Annotated in this window: 12 protein-coding genes; 9 read left to right on the top strand and 3 right to left on the bottom strand. The window is 37.7% G+C overall.

Annotation, left to right across the window (positions count from 1 at the left end):
* Nucleotides 1–21 precede the first annotated feature (21 nt).
* From J7W16_RS06430 to J7W16_RS06415, 4 genes are read left to right on the top strand one after another with little or no spacing between them, the layout of a single operon-like run.
* On the top strand, nucleotides 22–2,415 hold the full coding sequence (locus J7W16_RS06430) for a 3-hydroxyacyl-CoA dehydrogenase/enoyl-CoA hydratase family protein (protein WP_210596444.1): 2,394 nt from the start codon (nucleotides 22–24) through the stop codon (nucleotides 2,413–2,415).
* A gap of 23 nt (nucleotides 2,416–2,438) precedes the next feature.
* A complete protein-coding gene (locus J7W16_RS06425; RefSeq protein WP_210596443.1) occupies nucleotides 2,439–3,614 on the top strand; it encodes an acetyl-CoA C-acyltransferase in 1,176 nt (391 codons plus the stop codon).
* Nucleotides 3,615–3,668: 54 nt separating this feature from the next.
* Complete coding sequence (locus tag J7W16_RS06420) at nucleotides 3,669–5,441, top strand: acyl-CoA dehydrogenase family protein (RefSeq protein ID WP_210596442.1); 1,773 nt, start codon at nucleotides 3,669–3,671, stop codon at nucleotides 5,439–5,441.
* A 38-nt stretch (nucleotides 5,442–5,479) separates the two neighbouring features.
* Complete coding sequence (locus J7W16_RS06415; RefSeq protein ID WP_210596441.1) at nucleotides 5,480–7,159, top strand: long-chain-fatty-acid--CoA ligase; 1,680 nt, start codon at nucleotides 5,480–5,482, stop codon at nucleotides 7,157–7,159.
* 455 nt (nucleotides 7,160–7,614) lie between these two features.
* Here J7W16_RS06415 and J7W16_RS06410 read toward each other — a convergent pair whose 3' ends face one another.
* Nucleotides 7,615–8,079 carry a hypothetical protein gene (locus J7W16_RS06410; protein WP_210596440.1) on the bottom strand — a complete coding sequence of 155 codons (465 nt, stop codon included), beginning with the start codon at nucleotides 8,077–8,079 and terminating at the stop codon, nucleotides 7,615–7,617.
* A 242-nt stretch (nucleotides 8,080–8,321) separates the two neighbouring features.
* On the opposite strand from J7W16_RS06410, the gene J7W16_RS06405 reads away from it, so the two are divergent.
* Both J7W16_RS06405 and J7W16_RS06400 read left to right on the top strand, forming a co-directional pair.
* Nucleotides 8,322–9,095 carry an SDR family oxidoreductase gene (locus J7W16_RS06405; protein ID WP_210596439.1) on the top strand — a complete coding sequence of 258 codons (774 nt, stop codon included), beginning with the start codon at nucleotides 8,322–8,324 and terminating at the stop codon, nucleotides 9,093–9,095.
* Nucleotides 9,096–9,243: 148 nt separating this feature from the next.
* Nucleotides 9,244–11,031 (top strand): S9 family peptidase, encoded by a 1,788-nt coding sequence (locus J7W16_RS06400; protein ID WP_210596438.1) that lies wholly within the window; start codon nucleotides 9,244–9,246, stop codon nucleotides 11,029–11,031.
* A 628-nt stretch (nucleotides 11,032–11,659) separates the two neighbouring features.
* Here the strand turns inward: J7W16_RS06400 and J7W16_RS06395 are convergent.
* Nucleotides 11,660–12,871, bottom strand: coding sequence for an L-lactate MFS transporter (locus tag J7W16_RS06395; protein WP_210596437.1), 1,212 nt, complete (start codon nucleotides 12,869–12,871; stop codon nucleotides 11,660–11,662).
* 374 nt (nucleotides 12,872–13,245) lie between these two features.
* Between J7W16_RS06395 and J7W16_RS06390 the strand changes: the two genes are divergently transcribed.
* The 3 genes from J7W16_RS06390 to J7W16_RS06380 all read left to right on the top strand — a co-directional run bounded on the left by J7W16_RS06390 (nucleotide 13,246) and on the right by J7W16_RS06380 (nucleotide 16,047).
* Nucleotides 13,246–13,512: a DUF6407 family protein gene (locus J7W16_RS06390; protein WP_210596436.1), complete on the top strand. Its 267-nt coding sequence runs from the start codon at nucleotides 13,246–13,248 to the stop codon at nucleotides 13,510–13,512.
* A gap of 42 nt (nucleotides 13,513–13,554) precedes the next feature.
* Nucleotides 13,555–15,390: a UbiD family decarboxylase gene (locus tag J7W16_RS06385; RefSeq protein ID WP_210596435.1), complete on the top strand. Its 1,836-nt coding sequence runs from the start codon at nucleotides 13,555–13,557 to the stop codon at nucleotides 15,388–15,390.
* 153 nt (nucleotides 15,391–15,543) lie between these two features.
* Nucleotides 15,544–16,047 (top strand): GNAT family N-acetyltransferase, encoded by a 504-nt coding sequence (locus J7W16_RS06380; RefSeq protein ID WP_210596434.1) that lies wholly within the window; start codon nucleotides 15,544–15,546, stop codon nucleotides 16,045–16,047.
* A gap of 58 nt (nucleotides 16,048–16,105) precedes the next feature.
* Here the strand turns inward: J7W16_RS06380 and J7W16_RS06375 are convergent, their stop codons facing one another.
* Nucleotides 16,106–17,353, bottom strand: coding sequence for an erythromycin esterase family protein (locus J7W16_RS06375; RefSeq protein WP_210596433.1), 1,248 nt, complete (start codon nucleotides 17,351–17,353; stop codon nucleotides 16,106–16,108).
* Between the last annotated feature and the right edge of the window lie 75 nt (nucleotides 17,354–17,428).

Here is a 17,428-nt window from a genome sequence, read left to right as displayed (position 1 = left end):
CAAGTAGGAGGTTATAAAGTAATGGATAGACAAATTCGTCGTGCTGCTGTTATTGGTTCTGGTGTTATGGGTGCAAGCATTGCTGCACACCTAGCTAATATAGGGATACCTAGCTTACTTCTTGATATTGTACCGGCTCAATTAACGGATGAGGAGATAGCTAATCAACTTTCCCTTGAAAGCAAACAAGTACGTAATAGATTTGCGAGTCAAGCGATAAATAAGTTGAAAAAGACAAATCCATCCCCTTTATTTGATCGAGATCTTGTGGCTCTTATCAGTCCAGGGAATATTGAGGATGATTTAGATAAAGTTAAGGAGGTTGACTGGATCATTGAAGTCATTGTTGAAAATCTTGAGATCAAACAGCAATTCTATAAAAAGTTAGAATCAGTATGGGTTAATGGCACTATTGTTAGCACGAATACATCTGGAATTTCAGTTAATGAGATGGTTAAGGATCTACCAGATTCCTTTAAAAACCACTTCCTTGGAACACATTTCTTTAATCCACCTAGGTATATGAAGCTTTTAGAAGTCATACCAGGAGAAAAAACATTGCCAGAGGTCAGTAGCTTTATGAAAGATTTTTGTGAGAAAAAGCTTGGTAAAGGAGTCGTTGTCGCCAAAGATACACCGAATTTTATTGCCAATCGAATTGGGACGTTTGGCCTGCTTGTCACGCTAAATGAAATGCTTGAAAAAGGATTTTCAGTTGAGGAAGTCGATGCAGTTACTGGACCATTGTTGGGGAGACCCAAAAGTGCTACATTTCGGACATTGGATTTAGTTGGGATTGATACATTTATCCATGTAGCAACGAATGTATCAGAAAAGGTCAATAATCGATCAGAGCAACAGATCTTCGAAGTCCCAAAATTGTTAAAACAGATGGTAGTCAACGGATGGATCGGTGAAAAGGCAGGGAAAGGCTTTTACCAAAAGGTGGAAAAAGAGACAAGAAAAGAAATTCTTTCATTAGATGTAACTACATTGCAATACAAACGACAGAACAAAGTTGTTGGTTCTTCTTTAGAATCAGCAAAATTAGTCAAGGGTCCAGAAAGAAAGTTGAAAGCATTACTCGCTGGTCAGGATCGCTATTCAGAGCTTGCATGGAATATTTTAAAAAAAGTTCTTTTATATTCAGCAGAAAAGTTAGGCGAAATCGCCGATTCGATTATTGAAATAGATCAAGCAATGAGATGGGGGTTTAATTGGAGCTTAGGCCCTTTTGAAACTTGGGATGCAATTGGACTAAAGTCGTCTGTAGCAAAAATGGAAGACGAGGGCCTAGTCGTTCCCGAGTGGGTTAAAGAGTGGATTGATGCTGGAAATAACTCCTTTTATTTAAAAGAAAATGGTTTCACCTATTATTCTTCAAAAGGTAAATACAGATTAGTTGACTCAGTGCCTGAGGTTATTTCGTTGAAAGCACTTAAAGAACAGAACAAGGTGATTCTCTCAAACAATGGGGCGAGTTTAATTGATCTTGAAGATGGGATTGCTTGCCTTGAATTCCATTCGCCTAACAATGCAATCGGAGCCGATATTTTGATGATGATCGAACAAAGCATTGAGGAGGTGCGTCGTAATTTTAATGGTCTTATCATCGCAAATCAAGGCCGAAACTTTTGTGTTGGTGCGAATTTAATGATGCTTTTAATGGAAGCTCAAGATGAAGAATGGGATGAAGTCGATCATATTATTAAGATGTTTCAAAATACAATGCTACATTTAAAACAGTTTGAAAAACCAGTCGTGACAGCCCCACATCGAATGACATTGGGAGGAGGGGTCGAAGTCTGTCTTCCTGGTGATCAAGTCGTTGCATCTGCAGAAACCTATTATGGTTTGGTTGAAACAGGGGTTGGTTTAATTCCAGCAGGTGGAGGCTGTAAGGAATATGTGAGCCGTATAAGTGAATCAGCGTCTGAACAACTAACAGACATTCAACCACTCGTAAATAAATTGTTTGAAACAATTGGAATGGCAAAAGTATCGACAAGTGCTTTGGATGCACAGAAATTAGGTTACTTACGTAAATCAGATCTAATTGTGACAAACTCAGATCATGTGATCTATGAAGCTAAACAAGCTGCGTTGAGATTAGTAGATCGTTATGTTCCGCAGAAAAACGAGAGAATTCATGTTGTTGGCAAAGAGGGGAAAGCCATCATGAAGCTTGGTGCCTACCAAATGAAATTAGGTGGCTATATAAGTGATCATGATCAATTAATTGTGAATAAGCTGGCCCATGTATTAGCGGGTGGAGATGTTCCAGCAGGTACATTAGTGAGTGAGCAGTACCTATTAGATTTGGAACGGGAGGCTTTTTTAAGTCTATGTGGTGAACCGAAAACACAGCAACGGATGCAGTATATGTTAACAAAAGGAAAACCACTACGAAATTAACAAAATGAAAGAGGTGAAATGTGATGAGGGATGCAGTTATTGTCTCAATTGCACGCACACCCGTAGGCAAAGCCAAAAAAGGTGCTCTCGCACAAACACGGGTTGAGGATTTAGGGAAAACCGTTTTGGATGCTGTTATGACACGAACACCGTGCCTTAAAAAAGAAGAAGTAGAAGATATTATTTTTGGATGTGCAATGCCTGAAGGAGAGCAAGGGTTAAATATAGCAAGAATTATTTCACTCTATGCTGGATTTCCAGTTACAACACCAGCACTAACTATTAATCGTTTTTGCTCCTCTGGTTTACAATCAATTGCGTTTGCGGCAGAGCGGATTATGCTTGGTCATGCAGATGTTATTATAGCTGGTGGCGTTGAGAGTATGAGCCATGTTCCAATGACGGGCTTTAAGCCATCACCACACCCAAAAATTGTAGAGGAATTACCAGAAGTCTATATGGGTATGGGCTTTACGGCAGAGGAAGTAGCTCGTCGTTATCAAGTTTCGAGGCAGGATCAAGACCTCTTTGCGGCAAACAGCCATCAAAAAGCAGCTACGGCAATCAAGTTAGGGAAGTTCAAGGAAGAAATCACTTCTATTCAAACGACAGTTACTGAAATTAACGAAAATAGTGAAGTAACGGAGAAAAATATCGTATTTGAAATGGATGAAGGCGTACGTGCTGAAACGACAGTTGATGCACTCGCAAGGCTCAAATCTGCTTTCAAACTTGGTGGGACCGTAACGGCAGGAAACTCTTCACAAATGAGTGACGGGGCGGCGGCATCGATCCTAATGAGTAAAGAAAAAGCAGAAGCATTAGGGCTTAAGCCATTAGCAACGCTCAAAGCTTTCGCGGTCACCGGTGTTGAACCTGAAATTATGGGTCTTGGACCAATTAAGGCAATACCAAAGGCTCTTAAAATGGCTGGGGTCGAACTAGATGATATTGATTTATTTGAAATTAACGAAGCTTTTGCAGCACAATGCCTTCAAGTCATTCGCGAGTTGAATATTGATGAGTCAAAGGTAAATGTAAATGGGGGGGCAATTGCCCTCGGACATCCACTTGGCTGTACGGGAGCAAAGCTTACTTCAACCTTATTATATGAGTTGAAAAGACGTGGTGGAGGCTTAGGCGTTGTCTCAATGTGTATTGGAGGAGGGATGGGGGCAGCCGCAGTTTTTGAAGTTTAATAGTATTTGTAAAAGGATTCAACCAATAATTTAAATTTTAGGAGGAATGATTCGATGACTGAAAAGAAAATTGGCGGAAGTTTTATCATTGAAGATGTAGATTTTCATTCAGTTGTGACCCCCGATGACTTTACGGAGGAACAGCGAATGATTGCAGACGCTACAAAGGATTTTATTGAAGCAGAAGTTTTACCGCATGATGAGGAAATTGAGAAATTAGACTATCATTTAACAGTTGAATTGCTTCAAAAGGCTGGAGAATTAGGACTTTTGGGAGCAGATGTACCTGAAGAGTACAATGGTCTTGGCCTCGATAAAGTTAGCTCTACTTTAATTAGTGAACGGTTATCAAAAGCTTCTTCATTTGCCCTTTCACTAGGTGCACATATTGGGATTGGTACGCTCCCGATTGTTTATTTTGGTACGACGGATCAAAAGAGGAAATACTTGCCTGATCTCGTAACTGGAAAGAAAATCGCAGCATATTGCCTAACTGAACCTTCTTCAGGTTCAGATGCATTAGGGGCAAAAGCGACAGCGACACTTTCTAAGGATGGGACGTACTATCTATTAAATGGAACAAAGCAATTTATCACGAATGCTGGTTTTGCTGAAGTGTTCATTGTATATGCGAAAGTGAATGGGAAGGAATTTAGCACATTTATTGTTGAAAAATCAATGGAAGGTGTCAGTATCGGTACTGAAGAAAAGAAAATGGGGATAAAAGGTTCTTCTACATGTTCACTCATTTTAGAAGATGTTAAAGTACCAGTCGATAATTTATTATGGGAAATTGGTAAAGGTCATCTTATCGCTTTCAATATTTTGAACATTGGACGATTTAAACTTGCTGCTGGGTGTTTAGGAGCTTCAAAAGATACAATTGAACTTACTGCAAAATACGCAAATGAACGACAACAATTTAATAAACCAATCTCATCTTTTTCTCTTATCCGAAAAAAAATAGCAGAGATGAATATTAAAACGTTTGCACTAGATAGCATGGTCTACCGGACGGCTGGTTTAATGGATTCTAATATGAGTGAGATTGAATTAAGTGGTTCCGACGCTGGCTTAGCTTCAGCAAAGGTCATTGCTGAGTATGCACTTGAATGCTCAATTAACAAGGTTTTCGGCTCTGAAACTCTTGATTTCCTTGCTGATGAGGGGGTGCAAATTCACGGTGGGTATGGATTTATCCAGGAATACAAGGTGGAACGAATTTACCGGGATTCAAGAATCAACCGTATTTTCGAAGGGACTAATGAAATTAATCGATTACTGATTCCTGGTACACTTATTAAACGAGCAATGAAGGGTGAGTTACCACTCATGCAAAAGGCACAGGCCTTACAATCAGAACTGCTCACATTCGTTCCAACAAGGACATTTGAGCAACTGTTAGAGCAAGAGGAATACCTCATATCAATGGCGAAGAAAATCTTCCTAATGCTTGGCGGTATTGCTGTACAAAAGTATCAATTAAAGCTAGAAGAGGAGCAGGAGATTCTTAGTCATTTAGCAGACATCATGATCCAAGTATTCTCAATGGAAAGCGCTTACTTAAGAACAAAGAAATTAATCGATAAAAAGGGTGAAGCTCATTGTCAGAATTCAATTGAGATGACACAAGTGATTGTTCATGAGTCATTTGACATAATAGAGCACTTAGCAAAGGATGCTCTGTCAGCGATGGAGTCAGGCGACATCCTTCGAACACAACTATCTATACTAAAAAAGCTAGCCAGAAGAGTACCTGTTAATACCATTGAATTGAAGAGACAAATTGCAAAACGAGTGATATCTGCTGAAAAGTTTCTTGTTTAAGTAATTATTTGCTGTAGGCCAAAAAAGGGGTGATTGATATGTCTGAAAAATCGTGGCTAGAGTGTTACCCTAAAGAGGTTTTACCAAATTATGATTACCCTAAACAGAATTTAGCTCAATTCCTGAATGATTCTGCAGAAAAATTTCCTGAACATATCGCTTTAGCATTTTTGGGTAAGAAAATAAAATACAAGGAATTGCTCGATGAAACCTATCGTTTTGCAAATGTATTAAAAGATCTTGGCGTTCAAAAAGGCGATAGGGTAGCAATTATGCTACCTAATTGCCCTCAAGCCGTCATTGCCTATTACGGTTCCTTACTAATCGGTGCTGTTGTTGTTCAAACAAATCCAACCTATATGGAACAAGAGCTTGAATATCAATTGAATGACTCAGGAACGTCAATCCTAATTGCACTTGATCTATTATTTAAGCGAATTCAACGCGTAATACCTAAAACTAATGTAAGAAATATAATCTTTACCTCTATCAAAGATTATCTCCCTTTTCCAAAAAATATACTCTATCCATTAACAGTGAAAAAAGACGGCTTATCAATGGATGTCACTTATAGTGAAAAGGTCCACTCCTACAAACATCTTCTTAAATCAGCATTAGCGATTCCGATTACTGTAGAACTTGATGCAGAAACGGATCTCGCTCTACTTCAATATACTGGTGGCACAACTGGTATAGCGAAAGGGGTCATGCTTACTCACTATAATTTAGTTGCAAATACAATCCAAACAAGAGCTTGGTGCTACAAGAGTGAAGAAGGAAACGAACGTTATCTAGCAGCATTACCTTTTTTTCATGTATTTGGTATGACCGTGTTAATGAATCTCGCGATGAGGCTTGGTGGAATGTTGATCCTATTACCGAAGTTTGATATTGATTTGTCTTTAAAATTAATAGACAAGATGAAACCCAGTACCTTTCCAGGGGCACCAACGATGTATATATCGCTAATTAATCATCCTGACGTTCAAAAATATAATTTGTCCTCTATTAATATTTGTATTAGTGGTGCTGCACCATTACCTGGAAATGTTCAGGAACGATTTGAAAAGTTAACAAATGGAAAATTAATTGAGGGGTATGGTTTAACCGAAGCATCACCAGTAACACATGCAAATAATATCTGGGAAAAAAGAAAACTTGGTTCGATTGGTATACCATTCCCTGATACAATAGCTAAAGTCGTCGATCCAGAGACAGGTGAAGATGTTGAGAATGGAAATGTTGGAGAGTTACTTATCCAGGGGCCACAAGTCATGCAAGGATATTGGAATCAGCCTATAGCAACGAGTGAAACATTAAGAGATGGTTGGCTTTATACTGGTGATATGGCGATGATGGATAACGATGGTTTTTTCTATATTATGGACCGGAAAAAGGATCTTATTATTGCAGGTGGATTTAATATTTATCCTCGGGAAATAGAAGAGGTACTATTTAAACACCCAGCCGTGATGGACGTAGTAGTAGCTGGAGTACCAGATGAATATCGAGGTGAGACAGTGAAAGCCTATATTGTCTTAAAAGAAGGTGTATCAACAGACGCTAATCAGCTAGAAGCATTTTGTCGAGAAAGACTTGCTGCTTACAAGGTACCGAGAAAATATGAGTTTCGCACAAGCCTACCAAAAACCTTAGTCGGCAAAACATTGCGTAGATTAGTCGTTGAAGAGGAAAAGAATAAAGGGTTTGTAGAGTGAAAGATTTTTAGTTTGCTAGACCTAGAATGAAGAAAGAGATCATTCTAGGTCTTTTAAGCTTTAGGAAATTGATTCATTATTATCAGGCGATTCCTCAGTGATCCCGTTATTATTATTGTTAACAGTGAAAATGATCATTCTCTTTGGAACTAAAGCTAAAATAAATAAGAGAACACTAAAAAAACAAATAGTTTATTATTCATCCTCTGCCTCCTTACAGTAATTTACAATATTAATTATAAAATAATAGATTATAAATAAATAGATAATTAGTAAAAAAATTCTATTTTCAGTTCAATAGTTTGTCATAATTATATTATGTAAACTTAGTGTTCATTAATTGAAATATGAGAACATATCGAGACCATTTTTAGTTAAGAATCAAATTCCTAGATTAATCGCGTAAGAATAATAAAAAAAGACATTCAAGGCATCCCTGAACGTCTGTTAAATAGTTAGATTCGAGAAAAACCTTCTGCCTCTAGGTAGTTAGTGGCTTCTCTGTATGAATTAAATGTTCCATCAAGAACATCCTCATCAGTATAAACATTCCAAATATCTTCTTCTTTAAGTACTGTAAGTGTAACGGTATTGTCATTAATCCAAACTTCCTCGGTTGGTTCATCAAGTCGCTCAGTTTCTCTTGGTGTTAAGGAGAGAATGGCTTTTCTAACAGTTGATCGAATGGCTTTTTCGGTAAAGTTGCGAATATTAACCATACCTTTATCATTCGTTTCGTACCCAGTCATTTTACCGGCATAAACAAATCCATTTCCATTTGGATGGAGATGATAGACAACATTTTTCTGATCGTACGAGCTTTCATTGTAATGAAAATTCACACGTCCTAATGATACATCTTTTCTTTCTAGCTCGGGAAATGATTCAATAATTGCTAATTTTTCTTCAAATGTTAACATAGTGCCTCCAATATACTATTATGTAGTTTCTAACTATACCATAATTACTGATTGTTCGCTTTGGATGGAATGTCTTTTTTTATTATGAGCAGGCGACGCTTAATTTAATACAATAGGGGTCGTTCTACACTTTATTTATGTGTAAGTAATACCTATAGTTAATTATAGAAGAGGAAAGATGACAAATATTTGATATAGTATGCTAATTCAATACCTTAACTTCTTTAATGGGGGGAATAACAATGAAACAATTGAAAGGGAAAATTGCGATTATTACAGGTGCTAGTCGACTGAAAGGTATCGGGGCTGCAATATGCTTAGAACTAGCTGAAGCTGGATGTGACATCTTTTTCACATACTGGACAGAGTATGACCGAACTATGCCGTGGAATATTGAATCAGAAGAACCGAGGTTACTAAAGGAACAATTACTAGAAAAAGGGGTGAAAGTCTCCTCCGTAGAGCTGGACTTGTCTAAGTCTAATGCAGCGACTGATCTATTAAATCGAGTCATTGATGAATTTGGTGAGCCAGACATATTAATAAATAACGCAGCTTACTCTACGAATAATGACTTTACTTCTCTAACTGTAGATGACCTCGATCAGCATTATTTCATTAATATTAGAGCGACAACACTGTTGAGTAGTCAGTTTGCTAGGACATTCAAAAAGAAAAGAGGAGGAAGAATCGTAAATATTACGTCGGGACAGTTTCAAGGACCAATGCCTGGTGAATTAGCCTATGCAACAACTAAAGGAGCCATCGATGCTCTAACAATTACACTCGCAGCAGAGGTAGCCAAACTTGGAATAACTGTTAATGCGATAAACCCTGGTCCAACTGATTCAGGCTGGATGACTGATCATGATAAGAGCGAATTACTTAAAATGTTTCCGTTTGGCAGAATTGGCGAACCTAGAGATGTAGCTAGAACGATTAGATTTTTGGTTAGTGAGGATGCTGAGTGGATTACAGGACAAATCATTCATTCAGAAGGTGGATTTAAACGTTGATCAATAACTCTCGACTAACTTCTGAATGATTAATTAGTACATAAAAGATTGGGGCAATTTGATAATATCACCAATGATAATATTTCGCACTACGAAACATTATGCTAAAATAAATGTGTTGAAACAAATTACTAGGAGCGTGAATAAGATGATTGAGTTTCCAAAACCAGATTTAGATCAGTTTTTTCGGACATTTGCGATTACGACCTTTGCTGTCAGTAAAGATGAAAGTCGATTAATTTTCAGCAGTAATTTAAATGGAAAACATAACCTCTGGGCAATTGATTTCCCGAACCAATTTCCTTATCTATTTGCACAGGTGGATCAAGCGTGTAATTTCATCAAAATTGATGGAGAAAATCAAATGGTTCTTTCTGGATTTGATAATGATGGAGATGAGAACTACCAAATTTACGCATTACCCTTGGATGGTGGCAAGCGACAACCGTTTATTGGTGGAGAAAAAGATCAGAAGTTCTTTTTTGCTGACCAGTCTGCGAGTGGCAAGAACATTTACTATGTCACAAGTAAAGACAATCCACAATTTCTAAACATCCATCAATATAATTTAGAGACAGAGCAAGATAAAATTATTTACAAAGGTGAATCCGCAGCTAGTTATTTACAATCAGTATCTCCAGACGAAGAAAGTTTCGTTACGACACGTATGCTAGCAAATACATATCAGTTATCCTATGCCCATGTTAATGATGAAGAGATACTACTTACTCCATCAAAAGAAGACGTACACACAAGCTCTAATGCTGTATACGTTGATAATTCAACGATCTACTTTTTAACGAATTACGGTGAGGAATTTTCTTATATTGCTTCCTTCGATCTGCTCACAAAAACATTTGAACCGGTATTAAAAATAGAGACTGAAAATGTAACTGAATTAAAATGGAATAAACAACAAGCGACTTTTTATTTTGTAACGGAAAAAGGTGTTACTGATCATTTATATTCTTTAAAGCTTGGTGAACAACGTGCTAACCGAATTGATTCGCCAACAGACGTTATCGAAAAGCTAGTAGTAAGTGAAAGTGGTAATTTGTATTTAATGGGGAGAAGTGCGACCATTCCAACAAATATCTACCGAAAAGTAGTAGGAAAGACATTTGAAAGGATTACAAATAATCTTGTCCTTGGTGTAACGTCTGAACAAATGGTGGAGCCCGAGGTTGTCACGTATAAGTCATTTGATAACATGGAGATTGAAGCGCTCCTATTTAGAGCAAAACCAGAAGTTTCAAATGGTCATACGATTTTTTGGCCACATGGCGGGCCTCAATCAGCTGAACGAAAATGGTTTCGAGCTATGTTTCAATGCTTCTTAAATCGTGGTTATACTATTTTCGCACCTAATTTTAGAGGGAGTACAGGTTATGGAGCAACTTTCACAACACTTGTTGAAGGTGATTGGGGGCACGGTCCACGTCTAGATTGTGTTCATGGAATCGAATGGTTGTTCGATCAAGGAATTACCGAGCGTGACAAGTTGTTTGTCGTGGGAGGTAGTTATGGTGGTTATATGACCCTTCTACTAGCGGGACGTCACCCTGAATATTTCAAAGCAGTTGTTGACATATTTGGAGTAAGTAACTTATTTACATTTATTAATTCGGTCCCAGATCATTGGAAGCCAATCATGAACCGCTGGGTAGGAGATCCAGTTAAGGATAAGGAACGTTTAGAAACAGATTCACCGACCACCTACTTGGACAGCATGGTCAAACCAATGCTCGTTATACAAGGGGCAAATGATCCTCGCGTCGTGAAAGAAGAATCAGATCAAATTGTTGCCGCACTTAAAGAGAACGGTACTTCTGTTGACTATTTAGTACTTGATGATGAGGGACATGGCTTTTCTAAAAAAGAAAACGAAATTAAAGTTTATGAAAAAATGATTGAGTTTCTAGGGGAATTTCTTTAAGTACTAAAATAGCTGAGTTTAAAATAGGGAGTACAGGAAAAGATGACCTATATTATGGATCATTTAGACCTGTCTCCTTTTTTATTTATTCTCTTTTGGGGCTTTCAGGTCCATGATTCGTTTAAGATTAACTACGAAAATCGTAGTTAATCCCTGAACTTGCAAGACGAATAGACCCGTTCTTGGGCAAGGTACTCCTTTGATATTTAAAGTGACTAAATGGTTTTTGTTTAAGGATCTTCTTTATAGCACCCGTCTAGTAAAGGACAAAGCTTACATTCTCTTCAGCGAATTAATCCTTCAATTAGTTGTTGCAATATTAACCTCGTAATTCTATTAGTTATTTGGCTGAATTTAATAATCACGTGATATTTACTGATTGGAGGAGGAAAATTCTATCTTCCATATCATCAAAGTGGACGGGATGGGCGGGCCGACTCCTGCAGGAAGAAAGGGCAAGTTGAAATCCACCGGCAGAGCCGGTTAGTTCAACGCCCGCCTGCGGAAAGCGAGCCCCCCATCCCGGTAGCGTGTCGAAGCGACTTTTACAGCCACTAGTTTCACCGGTTCATATATTTAAAAATAAATTAAAAAGCGTAGCGATGAAAACTTCGCTACGCTTAAAATATTAGTTTCTAACAGCCTCTTGTTCTGGAAATTTTTTAGAAACCAAATTCGGTGCTTGGACTAATTTCGCCATAATAATCGCAAGTACACAAATCAATCCCGAGATTAGAAATGCTTGTGTAAATGGAATCACTTTTATAATAAATGGTCCTGCAAATGCAGAAAGTCCATAGGCTTGATACATAAAACCATAATTACTTCCAATGTTTTTGGTACCGTAGTAATCTGCTGTTACTGATGGGAAGAGTGCCAGGTATCCGCCAAAACAAAAACCAATCAGTGAAACAGCAACAAGGTAAATACCGTAATTCATTGTGCCGAAACTCATATAGAACATGATTAAGGCAGTGATTCCGTAAATCACCATAAGTGTATTGGTACGACCTAGTTGGTCAGATATTTTCCCTAATACAATTCGACCTGCTGCATTGAATAAGGCTATGACCATTACTGCATTTGCAGCTCTTTCAAGGTTAAGCCCAACAAGCTCGACACCGATATCAACAGCAAAGCTGATGACTAACAACCCAGAAATACTACCAAATAAAAACATAACCCATAACATATAGAATTGATACGTACTAAGCATTTGTTTTGGAGAGAACTGTTTAGTTTCTTCTGAATCTGTACCGTTTGAATTATTAGACTCATTAGTAAGATTAACAGGTGGATCCTTTAACAATTGAGCACCTGCAACTACTAGAAGTAAGTAGATGATTCCTAAGTACATAAATGAAGATGAAACACCAGTACTTTCTACAAAATATCCAATAATCGGCTTATAGATTAATCCACCTAATCCAAAGCCAGCAACAGCAACACCACTTATAAATCCTCTTTTATCTGGGAACCATTTTACACACGCGGATAGTGGACAAACATAAGTCATACCAATTCCAATTCCGCCAATAACACCATAATAAAAGTAAAGCTGAGTCAGAGTCGTTGCCTGACTTGATAAAATCAAACCAATTCCAAGTAATAACCCACCAATTGTTGCAACCCACCTAGGTCCTATCTTATCTTGAAGTCTTCCAGCAAAAATAGTTGTAAATGCAAAGACCGCAATCGTGATTGAGAATGTAAAAACAACATCCTCTCGTTCCCAACCGAATTTATCAATAAGCGGTTGGTTAAATAAACTCCAAGCATATACTGCTCCTAGATTAATTTGAATAATTACAGCACCAAGTACGACCAACCATCTGTTCATAACATTTTCCTCCTAAATCATGTTTCATTAAAAAAGAGACCAACGTAGATAGGAGTTTCCATCAACGTCGGTCTCTTTTGTACTCACAATAATGTGTTTACTTAAGCCACCAAATGTATTTAATTTCTCATTAGGATCAAAACTCTTTTATTTTCAGACAATCTTTTGATGATTTCTTGCACCCTTGTTATAGAACATTGGTACAAGCTATCTAGTTGTCATAACAACTCTATAAGCACTTTATCTATTATTACATAATTATTCTTGTTGTCAACTAGTATCAGCCTATGTCTTAAAATGACGAATCTGGACGTCAGCACAATTTCAAATTATACTTAAGGAAAGCTGACAACATGTTGAAGGGAGTTCTATCCTTGCAAAAGCAATCTTTTAACGCGTTTGTTGAAGCATCAATAACGACAATTAAAGATTTTGATTCAACGCGTATGAGTGATATAAGAAAAATAATAGAGTTAGCTCTTAATTATTACGACCTGACAACGTCAATTCGCGATAAGAATGAGTTATGGATTGAGTCGATTGTTGAAGAAACCATTCTTTCGAAGATCACTGAATTGGCGACTGGCCAAGATCTAAATATTGAAGCTGTATTTAATGGACAAATTGTTCGAAATTATTAAATGTAATTTAGAGATTACATTAGAGAAATAGGGGATAGGCATATGCATCGTAATTTAGAAGAGTGTATTCTCGACCTAGAAAAAGCAGGACAATTAATTCGTGTCCATGAAGAAGTCGACCCGCACTTAGAAATGGCCGCAATACACATGAAAGTATTTGCCGCAGATGGACCTGCGTTATTATTTGAAAACGTTAAAGGCTCAAGCTATCGAGCAGTATCTAATCTGTTTGGTCATTTGGAGAGAAGTAAATTTATTTTTAGGAACACATTAGATTCTACTCAAGACGTGATTGCCCTGCGTAATGATCCAATCAGTGCTTTAAAGAATCCTTTCAAACATATCGGATCAGGCATTGCAGGATCGAAGGCATTACCTATGAAAAAACCAACCAACAGTTTAAATGGTTTTAAAGAAATACAAATTTCCGATATCCCACTCATTCATCACTGGCCAGACGACGGTGGTGCGTTTGTTACGTTGCCACAGGTATACAGTGAGGATCCAGAAAAACCAGGAATAATGAATGCTAATTTAGGAATGTATCGTGTTCAGTTGAGTGGAAATGAGTATGAACTAAATAAAGAAATTGGTCTACATTATCAAATACATCGAGGCATTGGTATTCATCAAGCAAAGGCGAACAAACTTGGAGTGCCTTTAAAAGTAAGTATTTTTATTGGTGGTCCACCGGCTCATACATTATCAGCTGTCATGCCATTGCCAGAAGGATTAAGTGAGATGACCTTTGCTGGTTTATTATCAGGTCGTCGTTTTAGATACAGCTATGTAGATGGCTATTGCATTAGTCATGACGCAGATTTTGTCATAACTGGTGAGATTCATCCAGGGGAGACAAAGCCTGAAGGACCATTCGGGGATCATTTAGGTTATTACAGCTTAACTCATGAATTCCCGTTAATGCGTGTCCACAAGGTATATGCAAAAGAAAATGCAATTTGGCCTTTTACCGTTGTTGGACGTCCACCTCAAGAGGATACAGCCTTTGGTGATTTGATCCACGAATTAACTGGTGATGCAATCAAACAAGAAATCCCTGGAGTTAAGGAAGTTCATGCTGTTGATGCAGCAGGGGTTCATCCACTTCTTTTTGCAATTGGCAGTGAACGCTATACACCCTATCAAAAAGTGAAGCAACCAGCAGAACTGCTTACAATTGCCAATCGGATTTTAGGAACAGGGCAATTGAGTCTTGCTAAATACTTATTCATAGCGGCTGAAGAAGAAATGCCTTTAGATACACATGAAGAAATTAAATTTCTAGCATACATTCTAGAACGAATCGATTTAAGAAGAGATATTCATTTCCAGACCAATACAACGATTGATACACTTGATTATTCTGGAACTGGTTTGAATACCGGTAGCAAGGTTATTTTTGCAGCTTGTGGTGATAAGAAAAGAGACCTTTGTACAGACGTGCCAGAGCACTTAAAAGACTTAAATAACTTTGGCAAAGCATTATTAGTGATGCCAGGTGTTGTCGCAATTGAAGGTCCTAAGTACACGTCAAGTGAACAGACATTAAATGAAATCAAAACGTTAACAACAATGATTGAAGAAAAGGGTGCTATGCCTTCATGCCCTTTAATCATTCTGTGTGATGACAGTCGATTTATGAGTGAAACTATGTCTAACTTCCTATGGGCAACGTTCACTCGCAGTAATCCATCCCATGATATCCATGGTGTAAACAGTTATTATGAAAATAAACATTGGTCGTGCGACAATATCATTATCGATGCCAGAATTAAACCACATCATGCACCGCTGTTAGTTTCTGATCCAGATGTAGAGAAAAACATTGAGCGTTTCTTTGTTGAAGGTGCAAGTTTAAGTGGCGTTATTTCCAAATAGTGTTGAGGGTGTTCCAAAAAGTTATGTTACAACTTTTCTGGAACACCCTCTTTTTAAGTGGGAAACATAAGCAATTTGTAGGAAATTATGATGAGTTTTACATATTCGAGCGTATTCATGTTACGATGAATAAAATGATGTAAGGGGAATGAAATGCTTTATATTCGTAAGGCAAACTCAAATCATGTCAATGGAATTTCGGATGTGTGCACTAAAGCTAATTGGACAACATACATCAATTTACATAAGAAGAACTATATCCAAAGAGTTATAAACAAATATTATAATTATGAACGGATTTTAAATAAAGTGACTAATACCGATAAGGAATGGGGAGGGTACTTTGTTGCATTAGACAATAACCAAGTGGTAGGGGCTTGTGGTGGTGGAATAATTGAAGATGAGGTTGGAGAAATTTATGTACTGTATATAAGACCTGATCGACGTAATGAAGGGATCGGGACAATGCTGCTTACTGCAGTTACAAAACAACAAAAGGAAGAATATCAAGCTAAAGAACAGTGGGTTTCAGTTCAAAAAGATAACAATCTAGGTATTCCTTTCTATGAAGCGAAAGGATTTTGTTTTATGAACGTTGAAGATGGATTGGACGATGAAGACAACTATATTTCATTGAGATATCGTCGGTTCTTGTAATCATAGAGTGATTAAAAGAAACATGCTTACAAATAATTGTAGGCATGTTTCTTTTACATTAAAGTGGATGAAGAGCCTCTGATTGCTCAATATGAATAAATGCGTTGTATCGTTCAGAGATCTGTGATGGTACATAATTTCCAAGATGTTCATATTTCGGATTATAGCTAACCCCAATGGCACGGTGCCCGATTGTTTCTGAAAATAAATGATGATTTTGCTTATTAAACATAATGAACTTATTAAACGCACCTGCTCTGTGTAAGAAGTCTTCCCAACTGCCTAGTGTTGCTTTTGGAACAGACATAATTTGTTGCTTTTCACCCCATTTGGTCGCGGCCATAACTGTTCCTTCATATGTGCCAAATCCTATTGCGTACACCTTTTCTTCCCCGTATTTCTCCCTAGTCAATTGTCCGACATTCACTAATTCATCTTTCGCCATATCTGTTGCTCTTGCATCACCAATGTGAGTGTTATGCTCCCAAATGATGCCTTTTGCGTCTTTCCCATAATAATTTGCAACCATATCAATCGCGCTAACCATATGCTGATCACGAATGTTCCAAGATTGATTATCATTTGTCATCATTGCACGATAGTAATCCTCGGCATTATTTGTAACTAAAGCATTGACGTGGAGATTTAATGACGATTCATCTTCTGCAGGAAACTGATGACGAGCTTGATGTAGCTTATTCAATAATTCCATCAGTTCATCAAAGCAATCTTCTCCATATAGAGCTGCAGAAACACCGTACATCTGCGGTTCACGATTAAAAGGTTCAAAGCACTGAAATGCCTTTCTGGCATATTCAGCTACTGGAGACTTGATTTTTTCTAAATGATCGACAACCGCCTCCATTGACTCCCATAGACTATATACATCAATTCCATAAAATCCAACTTTCTCTTTGGACGATTGCTGTTCGTTATATATTTTCAACCATTCAACTAAATTAACAACCTCTTCATTCGCCCACATCCAAGTTGGCCAGCGATTAAATGCTTTAAGCGATGTCTTTGCGTCAGGGGTGTCGTTATAGCCTTTGATAAAGCGATTAACCTCATAACATGAGGGCCAATCCCCTTCAACAGCAATAAAATGAAAGCCTTTCTCTTCAATTAGCCATTTTGAAATTTCAGTTCTCCACGTGTAGAATTCTGAGGTTCCGTGTGATGCTTCCCCGAGCAGTACAAATTGGGCATCTGCAGCAGCTTGCAGTAGCGGCTCCATCTCTTTTATGCTATCGAAACGAATTGAATGTTCTTTAATATGACTTGTTAAATCAAGTGTTTTGACCATTAGTTAATCTCCTTTTTCCTTAGTATGCCTTCAGGTAGAAAATTATAGTAACTTGTATAGTTTCCATTTTTTATT

It is taken from the genome of Halalkalibacter suaedae (assembly GCF_017939705.1).
Taxonomy (GTDB): domain Bacteria; phylum Bacillota; class Bacilli; order Bacillales; family Bacillaceae_D; genus Halalkalibacter; species Halalkalibacter suaedae.
The sequence above is the reverse complement of the archived record's forward strand: the minus strand, read 5'-3'. Positions and strand labels throughout refer to the sequence as shown.